Raw genomic sequence first — 25,789 nt, forward strand, 5'->3', positions numbered from 1 at the left:
ATATCAATAAAAAAGCACTTCAGAAGAAGTGCTTTTTTGGGTATCAATTTATATTAGTCTTAAAATTCTAAATCCACCTGTAGCTTTTCAGCTAAAAGTTTCGAAATTTTTTCTTTAAGCGGTTCAATATCGATGTTCTGCATCGCATCATTAGCAAAAGCATATAAAAGCAAAGCCTGAGCTTTTTTCTTAGAAATACCTCTTGCTCTTAGATAAAACAGCGCATCTTCATTCAGCTGCCCCACAGTACATCCGTGAGAACATTTTACGTCATCAGCAAAGATCTCCAACTGAGGTTTAGTGTCAATGCTGGCACCCTCACTTAGCAATACATTATTGTTCTGCTGGTAAGCATTTGTTTTCTGGGCAATTCTATCTACGAAAACCTTTCCGTTGAAAACACCATGAGCATTTCCATCGAAAATACCTTTATAGTTCTGGTAGCTTTCACAGTTCGGGAAATTGTGGTGAACCGCTGTGTGGTGGTCTACCAGCTGATCTTTTCCAATAATTGTGATTCCGTTCATAAACGAATTGATATTGCTTCCGTTATGAATGAAGTCCAGGTTGTTTCTTACCAGTTTTCCTCCGAAAGAGAAGGTATTTACAGTTGTTAAACTGTCTTTTTCCTGTCTTGCGAATGTACTGTCTATAAGATACGAAGTATTGTTGTCGTTCTGAAGTTTATGCCAGTCTGCTTTTGCATTCGGATAGGTAAAGATCTCCGTTACAGAATTCGTCAGCACATAGGTACTGTCGAAATTGTGGTGACTTTCTATAACCTCTACTTTAGCGCCTTCTTCTACAATCAGTAAATTTCTTGTGTTGTAGAATGTGTTTTCTTCCTGATTCTGAGAAATATAAAAAACGTGAATCGGTTTTTCGATCACTACGTTTTTAGGAACTTTCAAAAAGAAACCATACTTGCAGTAAGCAAGATTTAAGTTGGTGAAAGCCGTATCCTTAGAAGCAATGGTATTAAAATACTTATCAAATACTTCTTTATGTTTCTCATCATTCAATGCATAGTTGAATGAAAGAAATTCTACGTTTTCAATAGAAACTTTTGAAAGCTCTTTATGAAGTTTACCATTCACAAAAACGATCCAGTCAAAATTTTCTTCCCCTAAATGCAGCTGATCCAGCTGTTCTTTGGTAATATTATGACTTTCTTTCGGGAAAAAATTATAGTTTTTTTCCGTGATTTCTTTGATGCTGGTATATTTATATTCTTCGTCTTTTTTTGTCGGAAAACCTAAGTTTTCGAAATTCTGAAGAGCAGATTTTCTTTCTTCATCCAGAAATCTGTGACGAAGACTCTCCAAAAATTCACCGTGATTGTCAATAATCTGATCGTATAAAGCCATTACTGATATTTCGGCCATCACACCTTATTTTATATATTTAAAAATAATATTATGTATTGCGGGTTTTCCGCATCTTCAGAAAGGATTGATAAAATCCCTGCTGAAAAGAGTTTCTTCTTAGTTAAGAAGCCAGTCGTACCCTTTTGCTTCCAGTTCTAATGCAAGAGATTTATCACCTGTTTTGATGATTTTTCCATTAGCAAGAACGTGAACAAAGTCAGGCTGGATATAGTTCAGCAATCTCTGATAGTGAGTAATCAGAAGTACTGCATTCCCTTCGTTTTTAAAGTGGTTCACACCGTCTGCAACAATTCTTAAGGCATCGATATCAAGACCTGAATCTGTTTCATCAAGAATAGCCAGTTTCGGATTAAGCATCATCATCTGGAAGATCTCGTTTCTTTTCTTTTCACCTCCTGAGAATCCTTCGTTCAGTGATCTTGAAAGGAAGTCTTTTTTTATACCTAATTGCTCCGACTTTTCACGGATAAGGGCAAGCATTTCTTTTGCCGGCATTTCCTCAAGTCCGTTTGCTTTTCTCGTTTCGTTTAAAGCAGCTTTAATAAAGTTGGTTACAGAAACTCCCGGAATTTCTATCGGGTACTGGAAAGAAAGGAAAATTCCTTTGTGTGCTCTTTCTTCAGGAGCATCTTCACTGATGTTTTCCCCCTGGAAAAGAATTTCTCCGTCCGTTACTTCATAATCTTCTTTTCCTGCAATAACAGAAGAAAGAGTAGATTTTCCAGCTCCGTTCGGTCCCATGATAGCATGAACTTCGCCCGGCTTTATTTCAAGATTAATACCTTTTAAAATTTCTGCGCCGTCTTCAATTTTGGCGTGCAAGTTTTTTATCTCTAACATATATTTTAGTTTATCGCAAGATCAGACTGACATTTTTGTCTTTTGTAATCCTAAACCACTAATCACAAATGTTCCGGGCCCCGCGAATGAAATACAATTTTTAATTTATTTTAAACATTAAGAAATTAAGTTTTTCTTAATGTATTATCTTTTTTAAGCAAACCAATAAATTGATTTGAATGAAGGACTTTAAGGTTTGCAAATCTACTTAATTCCACAATGCTTTATTCTTATTCTGCAAGTTTTGTGAAATATTCATTTATTAAAGGAATCATAGATTTAGTAATATTATCCGTATAAAAATTAATGAGCAGGCCTTGAGGCTTTTTCAAAATTTTCATATAAGTCATCAATTGAGCCTGATGAACCGGTAATAAACTTTCAACCGTTTTGATTTCTATAATAATTGTGTTATTCACAAGCAGATCAACTTTCAATGGAGTTTCAATCTCAATTTTTCCATAATTGATTTTGGTACTAATTTGCTGATCAACAAAGAATCCCCTTTCTTTTAATTCATATGCCAAACACAGTTCATAAACACTTTCGAGCAGACCTGGTCCCAATTCTTTGTGGACTTTGATTGCACATCCTATGATGTCATAAGAAAGCTGTGTTACTTCTGCTTTGGTCATCTTTAATTTTCTTCAAAAAATTGATTTATCAATTCCTTAATTCTTTAACATTTAGATTGTAAGAAAGTAAAATGCTTAACTTCTTAATGTTTAAATTATTATCCAACGCTTCCCTCAAGAGAGATCTCCAATAATTTTTGTGCTTCAATGGCAAATTCCATCGGAAGTTTATTCAATACTTCTTTACTGAAACCGTTCACAATAAGAGCAATTGCTTTTTCTGTATTGATTCCTCTCTGGTTACAGTAGAAGATCTGATCTTCCCCGATTTTTGAAGTCGTAGCTTCATGTTCCAGCTGTGCAGTAGGATCTTTGATTTCAATGTATGGGAATGTATGTGCACCACATTCATTACCCATCAGCAGAGAGTCGCACTGTGAAAAGTTTCTGGCTCCTTTTGCAGAAGGCATTACTTTCACCTGACCTCTGTATGAATTCTGAGATTTTCCTGCAGAAATACCTTTTGAAATGATCGTTGATCTTGTATTCTTTCCGATGTGGATCATTTTTGTACCTGTATCAGCATACTGGTGATTGTTGGTCACTGCGATAGAGTAGAACTCTCCGATAGATCCGTCACCTTTTAAGATACAAGAAGGATATTTCCAGGTTACCGCAGAACCTGTTTCCACCTGTGTCCATGAGATTTTTGCTTTCTTCTCGCATAATCCTCTTTTGGTTACGAAATTGAAAACTCCTCCTTTTCCTTCTTCATTTCCGGGATACCAGTTCTGAACAGTTGAGTATTTAATCTCAGCGTTGTCCATGGCAATAAGTTCCACAACAGCTGCGTGAAGCTGATTTTCATCTCTTGAAGGAGCTGTACATCCCTCAAGGTAAGATACATAACTTCCTTCATCTGCGATCACAAGCGTTCTTTCAAACTGTCCTGTTCCTGCCTGGTTGATACGGAAATAAGTGGAAAGTTCCATCGGGCATCTTACACCTTTTGGAATATAGCAGAAACTTCCGTCAGAAAATACTGCGGAATTCAGTGCTGAATAAAAATTATCTCCTCTCGGAACTACTTTTCCAAGATATTTTCTTACCAAATCAGGATGGTTTTTAATCGCTTCCGAAATAGAACAGAAAATAATTCCTTTTTCCATTAAGGTATCCTGGAAAGTTGTTTTCACAGAAACAGAATCTATAACGATGTCTACAGCAACTCCTGAAAGTCTTTTCTGCTCTTCGATATTGATACCCAGTTTCGCGAAAGTCTTCAATAATTCAGGGTCTACCTCATCAAGGCTTTCCAGTTCCGGCTTCGTTTTTGGCGCAGCATAGTAACGGATCGCTTGAAAATCAGGCTTTTCATATTTAATGTTAGCCCATGTAGGTTCTGTCATTTTCAGCCAGATCCTGAAAGATTCCAAACGCCATTCTGTCATCCATTCCGGCTCCTCTTTTTTAGCAGAGATCGCACGAACGATATCTTCATTTAAACCGATTGGAAACTCTTCATAATCCAGTTTCGTTTCCCACCCGAATTCATATTTTTTATTTTCTAGATCGACTCTTAAATCGTCTTCAGTATATTTACTCATTGTTTTTTTTGATTTCAGATATCAGACTTCAGATCTCAGAAACAGATCTGACATCTTTATCTAATGTCTTTTCTATAAAGAAAAACTCTCTCCACAACCACACGTTCTGGATGCATTAGGATTGTTGAAAACAAACCCCTTTCCGTTTAATCCTCCTGAATATTCAAGGATTGTTCCTGCTAAATAAAGGATAGACTTTTTCTCAACAATAATTTTCACATCATTGTCTTCGAAAATTTGATCTGTGTCTGTTTTTTGATTGTCAAATCCCAAAACATACTCTAAACCAGAACATCCTCCACTTTTTACCCCTACTCTTATATAATCTTCAGCAGGGTTGAAGCCATCTTCCGACATAAGTTGGATGGCTTTTGCCTTTGCTTGGTCCGATACTTTTATCATTGTATTTATTTAGAATGATTTAATGATGCAAAAATACGAACTAATTTCCGCAATCTCAAATTGAAGATATCTATTTTAATGATTCCGATGTTATTAACGTCATTATCGATATGATTGTGAATGTTAAATTTAGATAAATTCGACCCTGTAAATTCTAAAATTCTGTTTTTGGTTTAACTTTGAGCAGGTTTTAATATCTATAAAAGAAATAATAATGAGAAACAAATTTCTTATTTTTTTTGGATTGTTTTTATTAACAATGTACCATGGGCAGACGATAAGATACATTTATCAGACTTCAGTAAATCCGGATTCTATTAATCTGGTAAGCATGAAAAGTGAAAAAACTTTTTTGGATGTCAGAGGAAAGCAGTCTTTATTCATCAGTGAAAATAAATTAATTAAAGATTCTTTATGGAGTGCGAATAAAGGAGAAGAAATAAAAAAAGAAAAAAAAGATATTTCAAAATCAGGCATAAGAAAACATCCCGAACCTACTTTTTTTGACTATTACATCACTAAAAACATTCCTGAGCAGAAAGTTTATTTTTATGACAGAGTACTTGGAAAACAGATTTACTATCAGGAAGACAGGCCAGTGAAGTGGGAAATAACAGATGTTACGGAAGTGCAAAATGGATATAAGGCTCAAAAGGCTCTTACAAATTTTGGAGGCAGAATCTGGACCGCATGGTTTACAAAAGATATTAATGTTTCTGACGGACCTTATAAATTCTCAGGATTACCGGGGCTGATTGTAAAGCTGGAAGATGATAAAGGAGATTATAAGTTTGATCTTGTAAAACAAATGATGATTAAAAATTCTTTTGAAGAGCCAGTAACCTCCGATGCAAGGCAAAGCACGAGAGTTAATTTTAATGGAGATAAAGCGGCCCTTGAACTGGAGTTTTCAAAAAACCGGAGAATAGCACCGGGCGGCGATGGAGGAATGCAGAATTTTGGCAGTGGTGGAAAACATGGTGGCGGAATGGGCGGAATGAGAGGAGGAAATCACTCAGGCAGCGGGATGTCGCCCAGAGGAATGGATGGAATTGATATGTCTGGGCCAAGTTCCGGAATGAGCAGTAATTCTTCTTTTAAAAATGAAGTCAGTCAGAACCCAATTGAATTAAAATAAAATTTAGAAATGAAAAAAATAGGCATTCTTGCTTTAGCGCTGTTGATGCAGCATATTTCCGCACAAAACAACAGATTTGTGTACCAGGTAACCATGAAACCTGATGCGGAAAATAAAACGGATATTAAAACTGAAAATGCATATTTAGATATTTCCGGTGAAAAGTCTCTTTTTTATTCCGAAAACAGATACAAAAGAGATTCTATCCTGCAGAAGGCCTTTCAGGGCGGCGTTGGAAGAGCTTCTATCAATAGAGAACAGATGGAAGGATTGAGGAGCAATATCAATTATACGGTGGAAAAAGATAAATCCAGCCAGACCATATCGTTTAAAGACAGAATAGGAAGAGATATTTATGTGTACGAGGAAGACCGTCCTCTGAACTGGAAAATGTCTTCTGAAACAACTAAAATAGGAGAGTACAAGGTGCAAAAAGCCACAACGGATTTTGCAGGAAGAAAATGGACCGCATGGTTTACAACGGATCTTCCTTACCAAGATGGACCTTATAAATTTGGCGGACTTCCAGGACTGATCGTTAAAGTAGAAGATGATAAGGGTGAATATTCTTTTGACCTGATGAAGAACTATAAAATTGCAGAGCTCGTTACTTTAAACCAGTTTGGAAATACCATAAAAGTAAAAAGAGCTGACTACCTCAAACAGCAGGAGAAATTTAAAAAAGATCCGATGTCATTTATGCAAAGTGGTGGTGGCGGTTTTCCAGCACCCCCAAGAGCAGGTGGTGGTGGCGGAAATCAAAACCCGGCAGACATGAGAAAGAGAATGGAAGAGAGAGCAAAAGAGGAAGCTAAAAGAAACAGCAATCCAATCGAATTACAATAAAAAAATAAACCCTGAAGAACTTCTTCAGGGTTTTTATTTGTTTAGATTACATTTATTTCAAAAGCTGGTTGAATGTATCTCCCTGCTTAATGTCTCCTGTGTTATAACCTTTCAGAAACCATTCCTTACGCTGGGCAGAAGAGCCATGAGTAAAGCTTTCCTGATTAACGTATCCTTGAGATCTTTTCTGGATATTGTCATCACCCACCGCCTGTGCAGCATCTATCGCTGATTCTATATCGCCTGGCTCCAGAATACCTTTTGTATCATTCGTTCGTTTTGCCCATACGCCGGCATAAAAATCTGCCTGAAGTTCTGTGGCTACAGAAACCCTGTTCATATCTGCTTCAGAATATCTTCCGCTTCTTCTTAATGCGTCTACTTTCTGTGTCGTTCCGAGAAGAGTCTGTACATGATGCCCTACTTCATGAGCGAGAACATAAGCAACCGTAAATTCTGTTACTTGAGCTCCGAATCTCTGCTGAAGTTCATTGAAAAAGGTCATATCCATGTAGACTTTCTGGTCTGCCGGGCAATAAAATGGTCCCATTGCTGACTGAGCGGTTCCGCATCCGGATTGTGTAGTGTCTTCAAAAAGAACAATCTCCGGTTTGGTATAAGTCATTCCATTTTCTTTAAAGATCTGATCCCACGTAATAATGTTCCATTGACCTATCATACCAACCATTTCTCCAATTTTTTGTTCCTGGGCACTGAGTTCCCGCTTCTGTCCACTCCCGGAAGACTGGACACTACCGGAGTTCAGAATACCTGATGGATCACCTCCTAAAAAGAAAATAATCGCAGCTATAATCAAAGTTCCGAGCCCTCCACCTACAACCATACCTCCGCTGCCACCAGAACCACGGCGGTCATCTACGTTCCCGCCTCTATCGTCTGTCCATTTCATAATAAAAATTTTTGCCTTGTAAATTTAAAATAATATCATTACTAAATTACTACTTTTGTGAAAAATTACTGCCCGCGTGAAAAAAATTAAACTTTGCCTGTTATCAGTTGGGATATTGGCATTTACAGCATGTAAAAAAGAAAAAGAAGACGAAGTAAACAGCGTAGACAAGATGGGTTCTATCGAAACAGAACTTTCCGTTGAACATATTGATAATGCTGATATTCTTATTACAAAACACAGGATATGGAAGGATAAACAGTTATTCAAAGAAATTATAAAAAAAGACACGATTCCAAGTCTTGGAGATACTCTTGTGGGAGGCGAAGACAATGATGACAACGACCATATTGCCAAAACGAAAAAAGACTATCAATTTTTTATAACGGTTCAATAATGAAAAAGTCCAGTTCTATCAAATTACTTTTCGTTACCGGTATATTGGCTGCCTGCTCTCAGGAAAAGCCTAAAGATAAAGGAGAAAAGAAAGTCTACATGAGGTCTGATACCACGGCTTCCTATTCCAGATCACATGGTTTTATGACGGGGATTCTTCTGTATCATGCCTTCAGACCATATGGAGCCTATAGTTACGGATCTTATCAGAAAGCCGGCTATTATAGTGATGCGATAAGCACCAAGTCCAATGTCGGAAGAAATAATTACAAAGGAAATGTAGTAAGAGGCCAGTTGGGAAGAAGTGGTTTCAGTGCATCATCATAAACTATGGAAAGAATTCAATCACAGTTCAGGAAGGACTGGCAGCATAAGCTTGAAAATCTAGGCTTCGGATATCATTCTCTGGATGGGCTTTATTGGGACGAAAGCCATTATTACCAATTGACTCCCGAAGAGATTAATACCATAGAAACAGCCACTGCCGAGCTTTGGCAGATGTGTCTGGAAGCGGTAGATTATATTATTGCAAAAAATCTGTGGGACAAATTCAATATTCCTGAATGGTTCCGGAATTACATCACCATGAGCTGGGAAGAAGATCATCCATCCATTTACGGGAGATTTGATTTCGGGTTTGATGGTAAAAACCTGAAATTACTTGAATTTAATGCCGATACACCGACATCGCTGTACGAAGGTTCTGTTATTCAGTGGTATTGGCTTCAGGAATTGTACCCTTATAAAGATCAGTTTAACTCAATACATGAGAAACTGGTGGGCTATTGGAAACATCTGAAAAATTATATGAATCCGCACCATATTTATTTCGCATCCCTTACCAATATTGAGGATGTAACTAATGTGGAATATATGCGTGACTGTGCCTCACAGGCGGGTTTTGATACAGAGTTTATACCTGTTCAGGATATCGGATGGGCCGAGGATATCTCAGAATTCGTAGCCGGAGACCGCTCGGTGATGGAATATATTTTCAAGCTGTATCCTTACGAATGGATTCTTGCAGACGGTTTTGGTGAAAAGCTTGTGAAAAACGGCTTCAGATCGCAATGGATAGAACCGGCCTGGAAAATTTTACTTTCCTCCAAAGCGCTTCTGCCAATCCTTTGGGAGATGTATCCGAATCATCCGTATTTGCTGGAATCTTATTTTGAACCGAGACATCTGAAAGATTTTGCTAAAAAACCAATTTATTCAAGAGAGGGAGCGAATGTGATCCTTCACAAAAATAATGTTCCGGTTGAGCAGAACGATGGGATATACGGTAAAGAAGGTTTTATTTATCAGCAGCTGTTTGACCTTCCCAATTTTAACGGGAATTATCCGGTTATTGGCAGCTGGGTTATCGGGCAGGAGCCTGCCGGCATCGGGATCAGGGAAAGTGTTCACCTGATCACCAATAACCAAAGCCGTTTTGTTCCTCACCTTATCGGTTAAGTTTCTTTTCTTTTAACCAGAATGAAGTGGACTGATAGGCAGAAACAGCGTCATTGACCAGTTTCTGATCAGGATCCTTCATCAGTTTTTCATCATAATACAGTTTGAATTCAGGAGCCAGGCTACTGGATTCCAGCTGTAAAGAATACTGTTTTACCTTTTTAACAGGTGAAATGATCGTCAGACGTCCGTCTTTTACAAAACCAAGGTCCTGGTAAGTTGCGATATAAGCTTTTGGCTGGAATTCTTTTTTGAAGACATCCTGGCCAAGGAATTTAGATTGATAATTGAAATTCAACAGTCCGAAAAGGGTAGGCATGATATCGATCTGAGACATCAGCTTATCAAATTTCTGAGGTTCAATGAATCCTTCTGAGAAGATCATCGCAGGAATTCTGTATTTGTCCATTGGAAGTTCTGTTTTCCCTGCACTAGATGCGCAGTGATCAGCAATGATGACAAAGACTGTATTTTTGTACCAATCCTGTTTTTTAGCCATTTCAAAGAACAGTTTCAGTGAATAATCAGTGTATTTTACACCTCCATCACGTGATTTTGCGGTTCCAGGGATATCAATTCTTCCATCAGGATACGTAAAAGGTCTGTGGTTGGAAACAGTCATCCAGTGATTGAAAAACGGTTTCCCGGATTTAGCTTCAGCATTCATCGTCTGAATTGCCTTTTTAGCCATATCTTCATCAGCAACGCCCCAAACATTGGCAAATGTGATTTCTTCAGGTTTAAAATTATTTCTGTCAACTATACCGTATCCGTTTCCAGCGAAAAAGTCCTGCATATTATCGAAATAGCTGTAGCCTCCGTACAGAAATTTTACATCGTATCCTTTAGATTTGAATACGCTTCCGGTTGTGAATTTATTTTTATTGTCATCTCTTTTAATAACACTTTCCCCTGCAGTAGGAGGAATACAAAGCGTTAATGCCTCCAGTCCTCTTACGGTTCTGTTTCCGGTCGCATAAAGATTGGTGAACATCATGGAGCGCTCAGCAAGACTGTCCAGGAAAGGAGTGATCTTTAAAGTACCGCCATAATGTGCCATGAAATCAGCAGATAAACTTTCAATAGAGATGAGAACTACATTCTTCTTCAGTTCAGGTTGTTCTGAAACGATATTTCTTGATAATGAAGGTTCAGAATACTGGCTTAAAAAGTTCTTTTCAGCTTCCTGCTGAGCAATTTGCGGGTAAAACTGGAAATAATCCAATTCGTTGTGGGTAAAAGCCCAGTAGAATTTAGGAAGTCCGTTGTTTTCAATCTCATCAGCAAAGACATTGTCCGATCTCAGCTGCATTAATGAAGATATACCCAAAAGACTGATGCCGGCAAGAACCACGAAAGATCCCAGAAGAATCATTTTCTGTTTGAAATTCGGAAGCTCTAAAAGCTCGTCTTTTGTTTTTTTATAGATAAACCATGTCACGGCTAAAGTAACGATCAGGATCGCTGAAAATAAAGGAACAACAGGGTAACTTTCCATTATGTTTCCTATAACCTCATTGGTATAGATCAGATAATCTACAGCGATGAAGTTGTAGCGTACCCCAAATTCATTATAAAAGAAATACTCACTTACCGCATTGAAAATGATGAGAAGAACATATAATAATAATGTAATGAAGTACAGTACATTCCTGATTTTGATCCTTTTTGAAGGGAGAAAAAGCATTAATCCAAAGAAAACAGTTTTGATTCCTACGAACGCAAGTGCCACTTCAGAAATGGATCCTCCGTACTGATTGAAAATATTATTCGGAATGAGCAGGATGTACAGGAAAAACAGAACCAATGCTCCAAAAATAATATATCCGTATGGCTTTTTATATTTAGAATTCGATAGGAATAAAAAGTAGACTGCCAAAAGGGTGCTGGCTAGCGTAAAAGCAAAAATATCATTCAAAAGACCAATAGACAGAACTTTGATGACTTCAAAAAATCCAAAGCTGGCCGTAGTGATCGGATGAAAAAAGAATACAATCCGTATGATCAGTGAGATAATCAGATAAAAAATCCCTAGATACAAGAATGGTTTTATTTTACTTGGAAACATGCACGTAATGTATAAGTTAATTTCCGCAAAGATAGTTTTTGTATATAACTTTCAGTGAAAAAAAACGGAAACATGACATTTCTTATCATTTTTTTGAATTATTAATGAAGGATTAATTTAAACTGAACAGGGTATAAGAGCAAAGAACAAAGAGTAAAGAGCAAAGATGTTTAGACATCAGATATCAGACGTCAGATATTTAAAAACAGGCGGATATTATAGATAAAGGCAGGATAGATGATAAGTTTGAAAAACAACGGATTTTTAACCATGTCAAGGTTCAAAACCTTGACATGGTTAACTGGATTGCAAGGATATAAGCAGATTCAGACTTTCTTACCATCATTATCATTAGAAAAGACAGTTCTTGATAAAGATAACGGGTCAAAGAATAAAGAATATCCATAAAAAAAGGACTATTAAAAAATAGCCCTGTATACTGTTAAGTTGTATTAAAATTAAGAGTGTCCGAAACCGATGTTTCCTTTTTTGTCAGAAAGATTCTTTTTGAAATCAATCATTCTCAAAGCGGTTACGGCAGCTTCAACCCCTTTGTTACCTAAATCTCCACCGCTTCTGGCGATAGACTGTTCCTTGGTATCATCTGTCAGAACACAGAAAATGGTAGGGGTGTCCGTTAAGATATTACAGTCTTTGATTCCCTGTGCTACTGCTGAGCATACAAAGTCGAAGTGAGGGGTTTCGCCACGGATTACGCATCCTATAGCGATCACTGCATCATATTTTCTTTCTTTGCAAAGCTGCATACTTGCGTAGTTCAGCTCAAAAGCGCCCGGAACTGGGAATAGTCTGATATTTTCTGCTTTTACCCCTTCTTTTTCAAGAATTTCCAGTGCTGCATCACGAAGATTGTAAGTTACAAAATCATTCCACTCAGAAAAAACAATGCCGATAGAAAAATCTTCGGCATTTGTTATATGAAGTGGCTTGTAATCGGATAGATTAACTGTTGCCATTTTTTAAAAATATTTAGTCATTTCAATATAAGAATCAGACATTCCGTTATCGTAGTCCTGATATTTCTCGTCAATTGCTGAGAAGTATTTCTTAGCTTCTGCATTTTTCTTTAATCCTAATGCTACTAAACCTGCTTTTCTTGTGAAATAGTAAGTGGTGTAAGCATCGTTAGAAGCAGTTGACGCTTTGTCTAATAAAGATAGCGCTTCATCGTTTTTGTTAAGACCTGATTTTGCATCTGCCATAGCACCAAATTTCAATGCCATTAATGTTTTGTTGTCAGATGAAAATTTATCTAAAAGATCGTAAGCTTCCTGGAATTTTCCTGCTTTGAATTTCAGTAAACCTGCATTGTAAGCAGCCAGTTCACCAATCTTTGTACTTGAATATTCGTTATATGTTCCTACAAAACCTGGGTTAGCTGCAGAATTTCCACCTAAAGCTTCTTTATCTTTACCAGATGTTTGGTTCTTCTGAGCAGCAAGGAAACCTTTTACGGCTTCAACGTTCTTTGGAGCCACTACAAACTGTTTGTAAGCAAAGAATCCTAAAACACCTAAAACCAATACCCCGAATACAATACCCAACTGCTTTGAATATTTCTCAAGGAATCTTTCCGTGTTTAAAGCCTCTCTGTCAAGGTCTTTAAAGAACTCAACCGTTTCTTTACCTTCTTGCTCGTTCTGAGCATTGTTTCCCAATTTTGCCATAAATTCTTAAAAATTGAACTGCAAATTTAATTGTTTCTGAATGATTTACAAAATACTTTGAAGTATTATTGTGAAAATGTTGTGAATTGTCAGATGTTAATGGTAAAAACGCTTCGACTCCGCTCAGCGTGACATCTTTACAACCGGTATTTTTGTTTTAATATGAAAAGCTTAATATTCCAGAATGCTGTAGACTTCAGCCCCGTATTTACTAAGTTTTTCAGTTCCATTAAGGTCTTTTAATCCGATCAGGAAGCTGAACTGTGAAACGGTTGCTCCCTGTTTTTCTACCAATTTAGCGGCTGCTTCTGTAGTTCCTCCGGTTGCCAGAAGATCATCATGGATCAGGATTCTCTGTCCTTTTTTGATCTGTCCGTCACGGGTTTCTATGACAGCGCTTCCGTATTCAAGATCGTATTTTTCTGAAATGACCGGTGGGGGAAGTTTTCCTGCTTTTCTGATTAAAATAAACGGAACTTCCAACGCAACAGCGATGGCAATACCGAAAAGATAACCACGGCTTTCTATTCCGCATACGGCGTCTATTTTTCCTTTGCTGAAGGCGGCCAGTTCTGTGATGACGTCCTCATAAAGCTTCGGGTCCAGGAAAATAGGTGAAATATCCTTGAATTGGATTCCCGGGATGGGAAAATCAGGAATGTTTTCAATCGTTTGTTCCAGTCTTTTGATCAGTTCTTGTGAGGCCATTATGGGTTTATTTTATAGCTGGAAATTTTCCAGTCTCCATTTACATTTTTAAGTCCGAAAGTTACTTTTAAAGAAGTTGTTTTTCCGTTCTTATCCGTTACATCATACGTTGCGTTTACGCTGGCACCGCTGGCGTTGGTCGCATTGGTTGTGATATTTTTTACACTTACATTTTTCACCGATCCAAAACCTGAAGTAGGGTTGGAGAATGATTCATAGCTTCCCCAGCTTGGGTTGCTTGAATTATCATAGGCGGCTTTAAGATTTTGAGAGCTTACACTGCTTAAAAACTTACTTACTGTATTTTTTGGATCTGCAGTCGGTTGTTTCGGTCCAGCCGGAGTCGTTGTGGTTGCGTTTGGATCTGTAGGGGTAGCCGGTGTTGCTGTAGGATTGTTTGGATCGATGACAGCGTTTGGATCCTGAGTTACAGCCGTTGAATCAGTTTTTGGCGGAGCAGGAACTTTCAGAGCTGATGGGTTTACATCAAGTCCGATTTTTGACATTTTGAATGTCTTTGCTGTCGTTTTTACTGAAACGGTAATATCGATTTTGTTGTCTACCACTTTTGCCGCAGGAATGGAGGAGAATTTTAAATTAAATCCTTTAAAGTTATTATCCTGCATCAGGTTTTTCGCTGTTGAAAGCTTTACGCCGTTGCTGAAAACTTCCAAAGTAGCTTCTAAACCGGCTCCGGTAAATGAAACAGGATTTCCTGCAGCATCTACAAGTCTCGGAATGATCTGAATAGCAGTAGCAGCACCGTTTCCATCATCTCCAGTAGGTCTGGTGACAATGCTTAGTGAGTTTGCTTTTACATCATTGTTATCGGTTTCCTTGGCTTTGTCATCCCCGAAGATGTTCATTTCTCCAAGAGAAGGAGGAGATGTGCTTGCCCATTCTATTCCGTTTTTCTGTGCCACTTCATCAGCCATTGTAAGAATCTCCGGAACTTTTTTTCCGTTGATCAGCTTTCCAAGGGCTTTCAGTTCTTCTACATCACCTTCTGCTTCTACACCGAAAGTCTTTAGGATATAAAGAGCTTCACTGAATTTGATCTGATTAATGGTTGAAAGGCTGGAAGTCATATCATTGATACTAGACTGCAGCGTTTTAGTATTCGTAGCATCTACATGATCCTTCCTGCATGCCGTAAAAAGCAACAGACTGAGAACAAGTAGAAAAGAAAACTTTTTCATTTTATTTTGTTTACTGCAAATTTAGTAAAACCTTTAATAATAGCTGGTTTTTATTTTTGTTTTGTGTTTTTAGTTTGTGATAATATTTATTATTAATGATTTACTGGAATACCTCAATAATGTCAGTCTTTTTCTTGTGTAAATTATAGAGTGTTCCTATAAAATTTTCAGCGTTTTATTTTTTATTTACCTGTTCCTTCAGATCATCTTTGAAAAATGAACTGAAAATGGTCTGCATATTCGGAAATGAAGACTCCTGCCAGTATTTTGTGGTATAACTGCTGTTGTCCTTATCAAATTTTACTTTTTCAATATCGTTGTCATTGCTGAAATTAAATTCTGTAGGATAAAAATTATTGTAGAGGATGATCTGGTTGTAGTCCGGTTCGCTTTTGTGTTTCAGTTTTACAAAGGCTACTTCATTGTATTCGAGGAAATCTTTCAGGGTTTTTTCCGATTCCTTTTCGAAAGACATATTCAGAATAGTTCTGATATCAAAGAATCTGAATCCGAATAACGAAAACTCTTTTTCCTGGAGCGCCGCACCGGTCACTTCGATCTGGTCTTTACGATCTCCTTTTAGTTCTTTGATGGTATTTCTTTTTGTTTTGTATTCTTCCGGATTCCCGACATTTTTAAGCTTTGGAAGCTGTAATGAGTTACCATAATCCCAGGATGATGTTTCCTTTTTTTCGTTTTTTGGACCTGTTAATCTGAAAACCCTGTATTGTTCAACATTCGTGCTTTTCAGTTTTTTGGTTTTATTGTCGAAAATGTAAGTAACGATTCCGTCAGCATAGCTATTCAGTTTACTATTCACGGTTACATAAGCATTGAAATTCCCTTTAATGAAAATATATTTTGCAGGCTTTGAGTTTTTAATGACGACCGTTTCTATTTCCTTCACCTGATCATTTATTTTAATCACGTTCTGGTCGAAGTCGGAATAGGAGAGCGTAGCCACAGAAAAGTTATTGTAAACCAGCTGGAATTTTTCCTGTGAAGGGTTGAGCGCCTGTTTATCTATTTTGCCATCAATATCAGAAAAGGCAAGGATGCTTCCGTCTTTTCCGAAAACGGAAACTTTAGGAAGGGGTTTATTGGTTCGTTCAGAAATAAACGTTACAGTTTGTGCCTGAATAAAGCTAAACAGAAAAATGAACAGCGCGAAGAGCAGATAATTTCGTTTCATAATGATATTTGGATTTGTTGGTTTATTGAAATCATACATCAATCTCATTATAAAGACACACAAAATTCAAAATGGTTGCCTGAACAGGTTAAAAAGTTCAGTTGTCTGCATAAAAAAAGACTGATCATTACAATCAGTCTTTTTTATTTTATTTCTGTTACAAGTCCTTAGAAAGGATACTCATAAATTTCAGATTCGTGAAGGTAAGGGTTACCTGTAGGGATCAGTTTCAGTTTAGACAATGCTGTCAGTACTGTGAACATGAATAATCCAACTACAAAAAGAAGCGCACCTAATATCAAGATGAATACTTCAGGAGTTTTCCAGTATGGACCTACTGTTCCCGGCATTACCATATTGAAGTAATCTAAGATGTGTCCTAAAATAACCACTACAGCCATAACGGTTACTACTTTGTAATTTCTCTTGATGCTGCTGCTCACTAATACCAATAGTGGTAATAAGAAGTTCACGATCAGCATTGGTAAGAAAGTAATTCCGTAGTGTTGGAATCTTCCGAAGAAGTAGTTCACCTCTTCCGGAACGTTCGCATACCAGTAAAGCATGAACTGAGCAAACCATGTGTACGTCCAAAGCATACTTGTAGCGAAAAGGAATACTCCTAAATCGTGTAAGTGATTGTCATTGAACTGAGGTAAGAATCCGTTTTTCTTCAGGTAAACACTTAGAAGGATAATCACAGCGATTCCGCTTGAAAGACAGCTTACCATTGAATACCAGATATACATTGTAGAATACCAGTGAGGGTCAATAGACATCAACCAGTCCCAAGCCCAAGCTGCAGAAGCAAATCCGAAGAATGCGATATATCCAACTGCCCATCTGTAAAGGAACTGATACTCAACCAAAGATTTTGTATCGTCCACTTTTTTAGACTGTGCTTTCAGTTTCCATGCGAAGAATGATGCTCCGATTACGTAGATCAATGTTCTGATCGCATAGAAAGGGATGTTTAAGAATCTTTTCTTTTCGAATAGGATCACATCGAAATGTGCAGAATTAGGATCTGTCAAATCCGGATCCATCCAGTGGAAAATATGACCTTGGTGGAAGATATTCAGTAACATTAAGATTACTAAAATAGCACCTCCATAAGGAATATAAGAAGCAATAGCTTCCATTACTCTTGTAATAATGATTGGCCATCCTGCATGAGCTGCATGCTGAATACAGTAGAAAAATAATACGGCACAACTTACTCCGAAGAAAAATACAGCTACGAAATGTATTGATGCTAAAGGCGAATTATGAATCTGCATTGTCGCATGCTCTAAATGAGAAGCTTCATCCTGAGGTCCTACCATTTCACTAGAGTGAGTAGGTGCTGTGTGACCTGCAGAGTGAACTGCCTCCATCATTTCTTTAATTCTCTCTGTACTGATTCCATGATTCATGAAATAACCAATACCAAACAGAACTAAACCTACAACAAGAAGTATTAGAGAAGTTGATTTTAATTTTGGTGAAAAACTATACATTTCTTTTCTTATTTTTTAGTTTCGGTAGTAGTCTCTGTTGCAGCTGCAGCTGGTGTAGCTGTAGCCGTTGTAGCTGCTGCGGGTGCTGCTGCTCCTTTTTTGAAGGCACTCATCACATACATGGCCACTCTCCATCTGTCTCCAGCGTTAAGCTGACCAGCATAAGATCCCATTGCATTTCTACCGTTAGTTAATACATAATGAACAGATCCTACAGTAAGCTCTCTGTCAGCATAGTTTGGTACACCAGAGAAAGCACCGCTTTGTACAATTGGACCTTGTCCATCACCACCAGTTCCGTGACATGCAGCACAAGTATGATCGAACAGCATTTTTCCTCTTTCAATATCCTTAGCTGCGTTAGCTGGATTAAGAGGAGATCCTGTCATCTTTTTGGATGCATCGTAACCTGCGTTATATTCATCTACATTTTTAGGAAGAAGACTTTCTTCGAAAATTCCGTCTTTATTCTGAGCAACTGAACCTTCTACAGGAGCAAGACCTGTTGCAAAGCTATTTTTAACGAAAGCAGGGATTTCATTTTCATGATCTGAATAAGCATCCTGAGCTTTCATCAATGGATCGTAAGCTACCGGAAAATACATATCCGGGAAATATACCAATGGTGTATTTTCTTTTGGTCCGCAAGAATTAAGTAAAACCGTTGCTAAACCTAAAATAGCTGTAATTTTTAATACATTCTTTTTCATTTTAAGCGTCTTTAACAGTTATTTCTTCAACTCCAGTTTCAATAAGTAACTGCTTTACAGACTCTACGTCTTCAGTTACAAACTCCATTAGGAATTTATCATCAGTAGTTCTTGGATCTGGGTTCTGAGCCGGAGCTCCCGGATACATTTTGTTTCTAACCAAGAAAGTTAAAGACATCATGTGAGCGGCACAGAATACCATTAATTCGAACATAGGTACCACGAATGCAGGCATGTTGTGTGCCCAGTCAAAAGCTGGTTTACCACCAATATTCTGAGGCCAGTCATGATTCATCACATACCACGTTACCGTAGCACCGATGGTCACTCCATATAGAGCATAGAAGAATGCAGCATCTGAAATTCTGGTTTTCTTTAAACCTAGAGCTTTGTCAAGTCCGTGAACCGGAAACGGAGTATACACTTCGTTGATCGCAATTCCTTTATCGTTGAATGCCTTAACGCCGTTCATTAAATCGTCGTCATCGGCATAAAGTCCGTATACAATTTTAGTGGTGCTCATCTCCTTCTTTTGCTTTATAAGTTTCACCTGAAATTTTCAGAATCGATTTTAATTCAGCCTGTGCAATTACAGGGAACGTTCTTGCGTATAGTAAGAATAATACAGAGAAGAATCCGATTGTTCCTAAATATACACCCACATCAATGATCGTTGGCTTAAACATAGTCCAAGATCCTGGTAAGTAATCTCTCGAAAGGTTGATAACGATAATATCAAAACGCTCAAACCACATACCGATGTTAATAATTAACGCGATAATAAATGTAGCGATAATGTTTGTTCTTACTCTCTTGAACCAGAATAATGCAGGAACAATCAAGTTACAAGTAATCAACGCCCAGAATGCCCACCAGTAAGGTCCTACTGCAGCACCCGGTGAAAGGTAAGTAAAGTCTTCAAATCTTGATCCGGAATACCATCCGATAAAATATTCAGTAGCATAAGCCACCGTTACCATACCACCTGTAAGAACGATTACGATGTTCATAATTTCAATATGATACATTGTGATGTATTCTTCTAAGTGACATACTTTTCTGGCAATCAACAATAGCGTCTGTACCATCGCGAATCCTGAGAAAATCGCACCGGCTACGAAGTAAGGAGGGTAGATTGTAGAGTGCCATCCTTTAATAACCGACGTTGCGAAGTCAAATGATACCGTGGTGTGTACTGAGAATACAAGTGGAGTTGCTAAACCTGCAAGAACCAAAGAAAGTTCTTCGAATCTCTGCCAGTGTTTTGCTTTACCACCCCATCCAAACGCCAGGAATGTATAAATTTTCTTAGTCCAAGGAGTTTTAGCTCTATCTCTGATCATTGCAAAGTCAGGGATAAGTCCCATGAACCAGAATACAGTTGATACTGAGAAATACGTTGAGATAGCAAATACGTCCCAAAGTAGAGGAGAGTTAAAGTTCCCCCAAAGAGAACCGAACTGGTTAGGTAATGGGAATACCCAGTATCCTACCCAAACTCTACCCATGTGGATTACAGGGAAGATTGCTGCCTGTACAACCGCAAAGATCGTCATCGCCTCTGCAGATCTGTTTACAGACATTCTCCAACGCTGTCTAAATAATAATAATACTGCGGAGATAAGTGTTCCGGCGTGACCGATACCTACCCACCATACGAAGTTGGTAATATCCCAACCCCAGTTAATAGTTCTGTTAAGCCCCCATGCTCCAATACCTGTCCCGATAGTGTAGGCGATACAGCCGAATCCGTATAGAAATAGAACTAAGGCTGCGTATAGTGAGATCCACCATAATTTACCTGCTCTTTCTTCGATAGGTCGTGCGATATCTTCCGTAATATCGTGATAAGTTTTGTGACCAATAATTAGAGGTTCCCTTATCGGAGCTTCGTAATGTCCTGACATTTTTTACCTATTTATTATTTAAACTTTATTTTTCTACTCTGTTTCTTACTTTAGTGTGATAGAACACGTTTGGTTTTGTGCCGATCTCCTCTAGTAAATAATATCTTCTGTTGCTAGAATACAATTCTCTCACTTCAGATTCTTTGTCATTCATGTCTCCGAACGTCATTGCTCCGGTAGAACAAGCAGCAGCACAAGCACAAGAATTCTTGAATTCGTGGTCTGTTACTTTTCTGTTCTCTCTCTTAGCTGCTAAAATAGTAGCCTGAGTTTCCTGGATACACATTGAACATTTCTCCATAACCCCTCTGGTTCTTACGACTACGTCAGGGTTTAGTACCATTCTTCCAAGGTCGTTGTTCATGTTGAAGTCGAACTTGTCGTTTAGGTTATATGTGAACCAGTTGAAACGTCTTACTTTGTACGGACAGTTGTTTGCACAATATCTGGTACCGATACATCTGTTGTAAGCCATATGGTTCTGACCTTGCTTACCATGTGAAGTAGCCGCTACCGGACATACAGTTTCACAAGGAGCGTGGTTACAGTGCTGACACATAACCGGCTGGAAGATCACATCTGGATTGTCTGCAGGGTGGTTTAATGCACCTCCGTCTCCGAAAGCCGTACCGTACAATTCCGGTACTGCCATTCCTTCTTTCAATCCTTCGTATACTTCTACTTTTTGTCTTGAAGAATAGTAACGGTCAATTCTTAACCAATACATATCTCTAGACATTCTGATCTCTTCTTTACCTACTACAGGAACGTTGTTTTCTGCCTGACAAGCAATGATACATGCTCCACAACCAGTACAAGAGTTCAAGTCGATTGATAAGTTGAAGTGTGGTCCGTCCGTATCATCGAAAGCATCCCAAAGGTCAATCTTTCTTGCTGGAAGAGCTCCACTGATCGTGTGATATTCCAAAGGCTTGTTCCATCCTTTATGTTCGTCATCGAAAGCTACGTTGATGAATTCAGCTAAAGGAACTTCCTTCGCGATTTCGTAACGTCCCATTAATGTATTCTGAAGCTGGATACCTGCGAATTCGTGATCTTCTCCAGTTTTTTCGATCTTAACTCCTGAAACAGTCAGGTTAGTACCGTCAAATAATGGATAAGCGTTTACACCCGTATCAGCAGTCGTTCCAGAATCTTTTTTACCGTATCCAAGCGCAAGACCTACTGATCCTTCTGCCTGTCCCGGTTGAACGAATACAGGAACGTCTTTTATTGTTACTCCGTTTACAGTAAGGTTTACGATAGAACCATCCAGCTGCATTCTTGCATTAAGATCGTTGTCAATCGCAAATTTTTCTGCGTCTTTCGGAGAAATAGTCAGATAGTTATCCCAAGACATTCTTGTGATAGGATCCGGTAATTCCTGAAGCCAAGGGTTGTTGGCCTGAGTACCGTCACCCATTGAAGGCTTGGTGTATAATACTAGTTCTAATTCAGAAGCTTTGAAGTTTCCTAATTCAGCAATAGCCTGAGCAGCATTTCCTCCTGAATAAGATAATGCAGTTGCATTATTGGAAGTCGTGATACCGTTATATAAAGCTTTGTTGAATGAAGTAGCGCCTAAGATAGATGCTGCACTTCCTTTCAGATAGTCGTAGTAATTGTTTGCAGCATTGTTTTTACCGTTTTTCCAAACCAATAGAGATTCTTCAATCTGTCTTGATTTGTAGATCTTCTGGATCGTAGGCTGCATTAATGAATATACGCCGGTCTGAGGTTCGATATCACCCCAAGACTCCAGCCAGTTAGCTACCGGGATTACAGCTTTCGCTGCTTTATACATTTCATTTTTCTTATCCGCTACCGCTACTACACAAGCAACTTTAGCTAAAGATTTTTTGAAATCTTCTCCTTTTGGATGAGAGTAGATAGGGTCTACATTGTTAGCGATCAATACGCCAACCTGACCTGCATTTACCCATCCTAAGAATTCTTGGTATCTTGCTTTATCAAATTCTTTCAGGAAGTTTGCTTTACCTGTGAAAGCTACTGAACCTAATTTTTGGTTGATTAAGTGTGCTAAAACCTGTGCTCCTTTAGAACCGTCAGCTAAAACAACAGCTTTGCTGCCTTTCGCTTTAAGTTCAGTTGCAATTTCAGTAGCAGTCTTATCTGAAGTACCACCACCTACGATTGCATTGTAAACTTCAACTAGAGTTTTGTTTACTGCGCTTGGCTTTAATCTGTATCTTGAGTCAGCGTTAGCACCAGTCAATGACATGTTTGATTCCACCTGAATGTGTCTCAACATGTTTGGTCCTGGCTTTCTTGCTGCTGCGAAAGATGTTTCTAAACTTGCTCCGTTGTAATCTCCTAAGAAATCAGCCTGGAAAGAAACTACCAATTCTGAACCTTTAAGGTCATACACCGGTAATGCTCTCTGTCCGAATACTTCCTGAGCTGCATCTAAAGCTGCAGAGTGAGGATACGCATCATACGTTACCAGTTCCGCAGTTGGATATTTAGCTTTGAATTCTGCAAATAGCTTTTTGAAAGTAGGAGAAGGGAAAGAGTGTGACAAAAGCACGATCTTTTTACCTGCTGCACTTGCATCTGCCAGACCTTTAAGGATAAAACTGTCTACTTTATCGAAAGTTTCATCTTTACCGTCCAGTTTAGGCTGCTTTACTTTATCGTTATCATAAAGAGAAAGTACACTTGCCTGAGCTCTTGCATTAGTTGTTCCTAAATCACCTGCTGCCGGGTTTGGATCTATTTTGATAGGTCTTCCTTCACGGGTCTTTACTAAAACACTGGCGAAGTCGAATCCGTCAAAATATGTTGAAGCGTAATAATTCGGAACCCCTGGAATAATGTCATGTGGCTTTACCACATAAGGAATCGTTTTGATCACCGGTGCTTCACAGGCAGCCAATGTTACGGCTGCTGTAGAGAATCCTAATATTTTTAAGAAATCTCTTCTTGAAGTACTGGATCCGTTCTGTTCAGCATCTCCAAGGAAATCTTCTACCGGAATTTCTTCCTGAAACTCTTTCTGAGCCAGCTTATTATTCAAAGCTGGGTCTTTAAGTTCATGAATACTTCTAAATTGTATTTTGTTTGAAGCCATTTATACTTCTAATTTTTTAGTTATTAATAATGACATTTACCACACTCAAGACCTCCAATTGCATCTACAGTGATTTTACCGCCATCCTGAGGATATTGTTTTTTCAACTTGTCATGTAGATTCTTGAAGTACTCTTTATTATAACCGTTGTTCATATCAACCTCAGTCGTTCTGTGGCACTCGATACACCATCCCATAGTGAAGTCGTTAGCCATTTGAACAACATTCATTGTATCAATTTTTCCGTGACAAGCTTTACATACAACATCAATTTTGTTGTTAGGATTCTTTTTGTTGAAAGAATTAATGATCGCTTGTTCACCTGCTACTACGTGTTGAGAGTGGTTGAAGTACACGAAGTCTGGCATGTTGTGGATTCTGGTCCATTCAACAGGCTGTGTTTTTCCAGTGTACACCTGTTTTGCAGGATCCCAGCCAGTAGCGGCATAGATTTTCTGGATTTCACCGTCGTAGAATGCTTTATCTTTTCCTGGTTCCATGTAGTGGTCTGCGTTGTACTCAGAGATTGTTCTGTGACAGTTCATACAAACGTTCATAGATGGAATCTCAGATACTTTACCATACTTGGCACTGGAGTGACATAGTTGACAGTCGATTTTTTGCTCTCCCGCGTGAATTTTGTGAGAGAAGTAGATAGGCTGTTCAGGCTTGTACCCTTTGTAAACACCAATCCACATAATCCAGTTCCAAACTCCGTAAGCGGCAAGAAGGGCAAGGATACCCAATACTGCTTTCCCTACGTAGTGGTACTTCTCATAAATTTCGCTGAAAGATTTAACTCTTGTTGCGTTAAGTCCTGCTAAGTCTTCGGATTGACCTAATTTAACCAATTGTCTCAGTTTAATTAAGATCCAAACCAATAGAGCTGCAATGGCAAGAAGCGAGATAATAACAACACTTGAAGTGGTCTTATCTGCTGGTGCAGCTGCTGCTCCGTCTGTAGCGGTAGCCTTATCTGCTTTTGGCGGTTCTGGCGCCGGCGGATTAGTTGTGTACGCTAAAATGTCATCAATGTCCTTCTCTGTAAGATTAGGAAACTGCAACATTTCAGTCTTATTAAATTTTTCGAAAATCTCATTGGCGTATTTATCCCCAGAAGCTCTCAGAGCTTTGTTGTCTTTGATCCACTTGTGAAGCCAATCTTTGTCTACACCACCCTCTGTCTTTACACGTTCTACGACACCCTTTAGAGGTGGCCCTATTACCTGTTTGTCCAGTGCGTGACATGCAGTACAATTTGCTTTGAAAAGTTTCTCTCCGTTTTTAGGATCGCCGTCTTGCCCGTAAATTGAAGCACTTGTCGATAGCAATAAGCCTATTGCGATCAACGTTTGTTTATAATGCTTTCTCCAACTAATCATTTAAATTATCTTATGTTAGTAAAATATTGAACCAATCAATTCCGCAAAAATAATATTTTTAACAGGAATTTAACGGTATATGGAAAAGGGAAAATATCATTTACGTTTAATTTGTATTGATTCTAAATAGTGTTGTTTGGTATAATTTTTTAATTTTAATAGATTTGCAGAAACAAGTTTAAATGAGAAATTTAATCAAAATATTTTCAATAATATCTTTATTTGGGTTTTATAGCATTGAAGCCCAACAGGTTGTTCAAAAAGACACACTGTCCGGAACAGAGCTAATTATGACCATGGATTCCAAAGTAAGTGCTGCTTTGGGAGGAATTGAAGATAAATGTTCCAGGACTACCGGAGGTCCTTCGGGTTCTTCCGTAAAAGAAAATAATACCGATAGTGGAATGGTGAATACCACAAAACCGCCCAAAATCTATATTCCGAGCAGAGAATTGAGCAATGCGGAGATCTGTAGAAAAAATCCGAGGATTTTAGGATTCAAAATTCAGATCACTACGGTTAAGAGTAACGAAGAAGCGAACGAGGTGAAATCTTATTTCAGAAAAAGATTCCCGAACCTGAAAGTGGAAACAGATGCTTCGTTAAGACCTAACTACAAAATTTTAGCAGGAAGTTATTTCACAAAACAGAGTGCGTCATCTGACCTGTCGAAAATTAGAGAATACTTTAAATCGGCGATTGCAGTACAGTACAGAATTTTCTGTTCAGAAGCGAGATAAGTCGTCAAAAAATATAAAAGTAAAGCCGGGAATTTTTCCGGCTTT

24 protein-coding genes are annotated in these 25,789 nt (G+C 38.3%); 6 read left to right on the top strand and 18 right to left on the bottom strand.

Features of this window, described 5'->3' with window-relative positions; translation table 11 throughout:
• Positions 1 to 59: 59 nt before the first annotated feature.
• The 5 genes from sufD to BUA72_RS18720 form a co-directional block, all read right to left on the bottom strand.
• Entirely contained in the window at positions 60 to 1,367 is a 1,308-nt protein-coding gene (sufD, locus tag BUA72_RS18700) for a Fe-S cluster assembly protein SufD (protein ID WP_175548920.1), read from the bottom strand.
• A gap of 117 nt (positions 1,368 to 1,484) precedes the next feature.
• A complete protein-coding gene (gene sufC / locus BUA72_RS18705) occupies positions 1,485 to 2,228 on the bottom strand; it encodes a Fe-S cluster assembly ATPase SufC (protein WP_047451004.1) in 744 nt (247 codons plus the stop codon).
• Between the two features lie 230 nt (positions 2,229 to 2,458).
• Complete coding sequence (locus BUA72_RS18710; protein ID WP_072924542.1) at positions 2,459 to 2,863, bottom strand: GxxExxY protein; 405 nt, start codon at positions 2,861 to 2,863, stop codon at positions 2,459 to 2,461.
• Positions 2,864 to 2,961: 98 nt separating this feature from the next.
• Positions 2,962 to 4,410 carry a Fe-S cluster assembly protein SufB gene (gene sufB / locus BUA72_RS18715; protein ID WP_047451002.1) on the bottom strand — a complete coding sequence of 483 codons (1,449 nt, stop codon included), beginning with the start codon at positions 4,408 to 4,410 and terminating at the stop codon, positions 2,962 to 2,964.
• 72 nt (positions 4,411 to 4,482) lie between these two features.
• A complete protein-coding gene (locus BUA72_RS18720) occupies positions 4,483 to 4,812 on the bottom strand; it encodes a HesB/IscA family protein (RefSeq protein ID WP_034724203.1) in 330 nt (109 codons plus the stop codon).
• A 214-nt stretch (positions 4,813 to 5,026) separates the two neighbouring features.
• Between BUA72_RS18720 and BUA72_RS18725 the strand changes: the two genes are divergently transcribed.
• Together BUA72_RS18725 and BUA72_RS18730 are read left to right on the top strand one after the other, a co-directional pair.
• On the top strand, positions 5,027 to 5,950 hold the full coding sequence (locus tag BUA72_RS18725; RefSeq protein WP_072924544.1) for a GLPGLI family protein: 924 nt from the start codon (positions 5,027 to 5,029) through the stop codon (positions 5,948 to 5,950).
• Positions 5,951 to 5,959: 9 nt separating this feature from the next.
• Positions 5,960 to 6,796: a GLPGLI family protein gene (locus BUA72_RS18730; protein WP_072924545.1), complete on the top strand. Its 837-nt coding sequence runs from the start codon at positions 5,960 to 5,962 to the stop codon at positions 6,794 to 6,796.
• A 52-nt stretch (positions 6,797 to 6,848) separates the two neighbouring features.
• Here the strand turns inward: BUA72_RS18730 and BUA72_RS18735 are convergent, their stop codons facing one another.
• Positions 6,849 to 7,706: a KPN_02809 family neutral zinc metallopeptidase gene (locus tag BUA72_RS18735; protein WP_034724201.1), complete on the bottom strand. Its 858-nt coding sequence runs from the start codon at positions 7,704 to 7,706 to the stop codon at positions 6,849 to 6,851.
• A gap of 76 nt (positions 7,707 to 7,782) precedes the next feature.
• Here BUA72_RS18735 and BUA72_RS18740 point away from each other — a divergent pair, with 76 nt between their 5' ends.
• Genes BUA72_RS18740 through BUA72_RS18750 form a run of 3 tightly spaced genes read left to right on the top strand, consistent with a single transcriptional unit; the run spans position 7,783 to position 9,560 of the window.
• Complete coding sequence (locus BUA72_RS18740) at positions 7,783 to 8,103, top strand: hypothetical protein (RefSeq protein WP_139259649.1); 321 nt, start codon at positions 7,783 to 7,785, stop codon at positions 8,101 to 8,103.
• Positions 8,103 to 8,429, top strand: a complete 327-nt coding sequence (locus BUA72_RS18745; RefSeq protein ID WP_047450995.1) for a hypothetical protein — start codon at positions 8,103 to 8,105, stop codon at positions 8,427 to 8,429. The genes BUA72_RS18740 and BUA72_RS18745 overlap by 1 nt, the downstream gene beginning before the upstream one ends.
• Before the next feature lie 3 nt (positions 8,430 to 8,432).
• Positions 8,433 to 9,560: a glutathionylspermidine synthase family protein gene (locus BUA72_RS18750; protein ID WP_175548917.1), complete on the top strand. Its 1,128-nt coding sequence runs from the start codon at positions 8,433 to 8,435 to the stop codon at positions 9,558 to 9,560.
• On the opposite strand, the gene BUA72_RS18755 is transcribed toward BUA72_RS18750, so the two are convergent.
• The 12 genes from BUA72_RS18755 to BUA72_RS18810 form a co-directional block, all read right to left on the bottom strand.
• The gene (locus BUA72_RS18755; RefSeq protein ID WP_072924548.1) at positions 9,550 to 11,628 is read right to left on the bottom strand and encodes an LTA synthase family protein; all 2,079 of its coding nucleotides are present in this window, start codon (positions 11,626 to 11,628) and stop codon (positions 9,550 to 9,552) included. The genes BUA72_RS18750 and BUA72_RS18755 overlap by 11 nt on opposite strands.
• Positions 11,629 to 12,086: 458 nt before the next feature.
• Positions 12,087 to 12,605 carry a 6,7-dimethyl-8-ribityllumazine synthase gene (ribH, locus tag BUA72_RS18760; RefSeq protein WP_047450992.1) on the bottom strand — a complete coding sequence of 173 codons (519 nt, stop codon included), beginning with the start codon at positions 12,603 to 12,605 and terminating at the stop codon, positions 12,087 to 12,089.
• 3 nt (positions 12,606 to 12,608) lie between these two features.
• Positions 12,609 to 13,316, bottom strand: a complete 708-nt coding sequence (locus BUA72_RS18765) for a YfgM family protein (RefSeq protein WP_047450991.1) — start codon at positions 13,314 to 13,316, stop codon at positions 12,609 to 12,611.
• A 171-nt stretch (positions 13,317 to 13,487) separates the two neighbouring features.
• Positions 13,488 to 14,024: an adenine phosphoribosyltransferase gene (locus BUA72_RS18770; protein ID WP_072924549.1), complete on the bottom strand. Its 537-nt coding sequence runs from the start codon at positions 14,022 to 14,024 to the stop codon at positions 13,488 to 13,490.
• Positions 14,024 to 15,223, bottom strand: coding sequence for an NTF2-like N-terminal transpeptidase (locus BUA72_RS18775; RefSeq protein ID WP_072924551.1), 1,200 nt, complete (start codon positions 15,221 to 15,223; stop codon positions 14,024 to 14,026). The genes BUA72_RS18770 and BUA72_RS18775 overlap by 1 nt, the downstream gene beginning before the upstream one ends.
• Before the next feature lie 175 nt (positions 15,224 to 15,398).
• Positions 15,399 to 16,415: a hypothetical protein gene (locus tag BUA72_RS18780; protein ID WP_047451324.1), complete on the bottom strand. Its 1,017-nt coding sequence runs from the start codon at positions 16,413 to 16,415 to the stop codon at positions 15,399 to 15,401.
• A gap of 167 nt (positions 16,416 to 16,582) precedes the next feature.
• Entirely contained in the window at positions 16,583 to 17,914 is a 1,332-nt protein-coding gene (locus BUA72_RS18785) for a hypothetical protein (protein WP_034724192.1), read from the bottom strand.
• A gap of 8 nt (positions 17,915 to 17,922) precedes the next feature.
• On the bottom strand, positions 17,923 to 18,624 hold the full coding sequence (locus BUA72_RS18790) for a c-type cytochrome (protein WP_034724190.1): 702 nt from the start codon (positions 18,622 to 18,624) through the stop codon (positions 17,923 to 17,925).
• 1 nt (position 18,625) lies between these two features.
• Entirely contained in the window at positions 18,626 to 19,147 is a 522-nt protein-coding gene (locus BUA72_RS18795; RefSeq protein ID WP_034724188.1) for a DUF3341 domain-containing protein, read from the bottom strand.
• On the bottom strand, positions 19,134 to 20,531 hold the full coding sequence (nrfD, locus tag BUA72_RS18800; RefSeq protein ID WP_034724187.1) for an NrfD/PsrC family molybdoenzyme membrane anchor subunit: 1,398 nt from the start codon (positions 20,529 to 20,531) through the stop codon (positions 19,134 to 19,136). Before nrfD ends, BUA72_RS18795 begins: the two co-directional genes overlap by 14 nt.
• A gap of 25 nt (positions 20,532 to 20,556) precedes the next feature.
• Positions 20,557 to 23,622, bottom strand: a complete 3,066-nt coding sequence (locus tag BUA72_RS18805) for a TAT-variant-translocated molybdopterin oxidoreductase (protein ID WP_034724186.1) — start codon at positions 23,620 to 23,622, stop codon at positions 20,557 to 20,559.
• 23 nt (positions 23,623 to 23,645) lie between these two features.
• On the bottom strand, positions 23,646 to 25,004 hold the full coding sequence (locus tag BUA72_RS18810; protein WP_034724184.1) for a c-type cytochrome: 1,359 nt from the start codon (positions 25,002 to 25,004) through the stop codon (positions 23,646 to 23,648).
• Positions 25,005 to 25,186: 182 nt separating this feature from the next.
• Here BUA72_RS18810 and BUA72_RS18815 point away from each other — a divergent pair, with 182 nt between their 5' ends.
• Positions 25,187 to 25,744: an SPOR domain-containing protein gene (locus BUA72_RS18815; protein ID WP_034724183.1), complete on the top strand. Its 558-nt coding sequence runs from the start codon at positions 25,187 to 25,189 to the stop codon at positions 25,742 to 25,744.
• Positions 25,745 to 25,789 lie beyond the last annotated feature (45 nt).

Source organism: Chryseobacterium sp. OV279 (genome assembly GCF_900128945.1).
GTDB lineage: Bacteria > Bacteroidota > Bacteroidia > Flavobacteriales > Weeksellaceae > Chryseobacterium.

Bases quoted from the DNA above. Each gene is read 5' to 3' on its own strand.
- sufD (WP_175548920.1), bottom strand. From the start codon at position 1,367: ATGGCTTTATACGATCAGATTATTGACAATCACGGTGAATTTTTGGAG.
- sufC (WP_047451004.1), bottom strand. From the start codon at position 2,228: ATGTTAGAGATAAAAAACTTGCACGCCAAAATTGAAGACGGCGCAGAA.
- BUA72_RS18710 (WP_072924542.1), bottom strand. From the start codon at position 2,863: ATGACCAAAGCAGAAGTAACACAGCTTTCTTATGACATCATAGGATGT.
- sufB (WP_047451002.1), bottom strand. From the start codon at position 4,410: ATGAGTAAATATACTGAAGACGATTTAAGAGTCGATCTAGAAAATAAA.
- BUA72_RS18720 (WP_034724203.1), bottom strand. From the start codon at position 4,812: ATGATAAAAGTATCGGACCAAGCAAAGGCAAAAGCCATCCAACTTATG.
- BUA72_RS18725 (WP_072924544.1), top strand. From the start codon at position 5,027: ATGAGAAACAAATTTCTTATTTTTTTTGGATTGTTTTTATTAACAATG.
- BUA72_RS18730 (WP_072924545.1), top strand. From the start codon at position 5,960: ATGAAAAAAATAGGCATTCTTGCTTTAGCGCTGTTGATGCAGCATATT.
- BUA72_RS18735 (WP_034724201.1), bottom strand. From the start codon at position 7,706: ATGAAATGGACAGACGATAGAGGCGGGAACGTAGATGACCGCCGTGGT.
- BUA72_RS18745 (WP_047450995.1), top strand. From the start codon at position 8,103: ATGAAAAAGTCCAGTTCTATCAAATTACTTTTCGTTACCGGTATATTG.
- BUA72_RS18750 (WP_175548917.1), top strand. From the start codon at position 8,433: ATGGAAAGAATTCAATCACAGTTCAGGAAGGACTGGCAGCATAAGCTT.
- BUA72_RS18755 (WP_072924548.1), bottom strand. From the start codon at position 11,628: ATGTTTCCAAGTAAAATAAAACCATTCTTGTATCTAGGGATTTTTTAT.
- ribH (WP_047450992.1), bottom strand. From the start codon at position 12,605: ATGGCAACAGTTAATCTATCCGATTACAAGCCACTTCATATAACAAAT.
- BUA72_RS18765 (WP_047450991.1), bottom strand. From the start codon at position 13,316: ATGGCAAAATTGGGAAACAATGCTCAGAACGAGCAAGAAGGTAAAGAA.
- BUA72_RS18770 (WP_072924549.1), bottom strand. From the start codon at position 14,024: ATGGCCTCACAAGAACTGATCAAAAGACTGGAACAAACGATTGAAAAC.
- BUA72_RS18775 (WP_072924551.1), bottom strand. From the start codon at position 15,223: ATGAAAAAGTTTTCTTTTCTACTTGTTCTCAGTCTGTTGCTTTTTACG.
- BUA72_RS18780 (WP_047451324.1), bottom strand. From the start codon at position 16,415: ATGAAACGAAATTATCTGCTCTTCGCGCTGTTCATTTTTCTGTTTAGC.
- BUA72_RS18785 (WP_034724192.1), bottom strand. From the start codon at position 17,914: ATGTATAGTTTTTCACCAAAATTAAAATCAACTTCTCTAATACTTCTT.
- BUA72_RS18790 (WP_034724190.1), bottom strand. From the start codon at position 18,624: ATGAAAAAGAATGTATTAAAAATTACAGCTATTTTAGGTTTAGCAACG.
- BUA72_RS18795 (WP_034724188.1), bottom strand. From the start codon at position 19,147: ATGAGCACCACTAAAATTGTATACGGACTTTATGCCGATGACGACGAT.
- nrfD (WP_034724187.1), bottom strand. From the start codon at position 20,531: ATGTCAGGACATTACGAAGCTCCGATAAGGGAACCTCTAATTATTGGT.
- BUA72_RS18805 (WP_034724186.1), bottom strand. From the start codon at position 23,622: ATGGCTTCAAACAAAATACAATTTAGAAGTATTCATGAACTTAAAGAC.
- BUA72_RS18810 (WP_034724184.1), bottom strand. From the start codon at position 25,004: ATGATTAGTTGGAGAAAGCATTATAAACAAACGTTGATCGCAATAGGC.
- BUA72_RS18815 (WP_034724183.1), top strand. From the start codon at position 25,187: ATGAGAAATTTAATCAAAATATTTTCAATAATATCTTTATTTGGGTTT.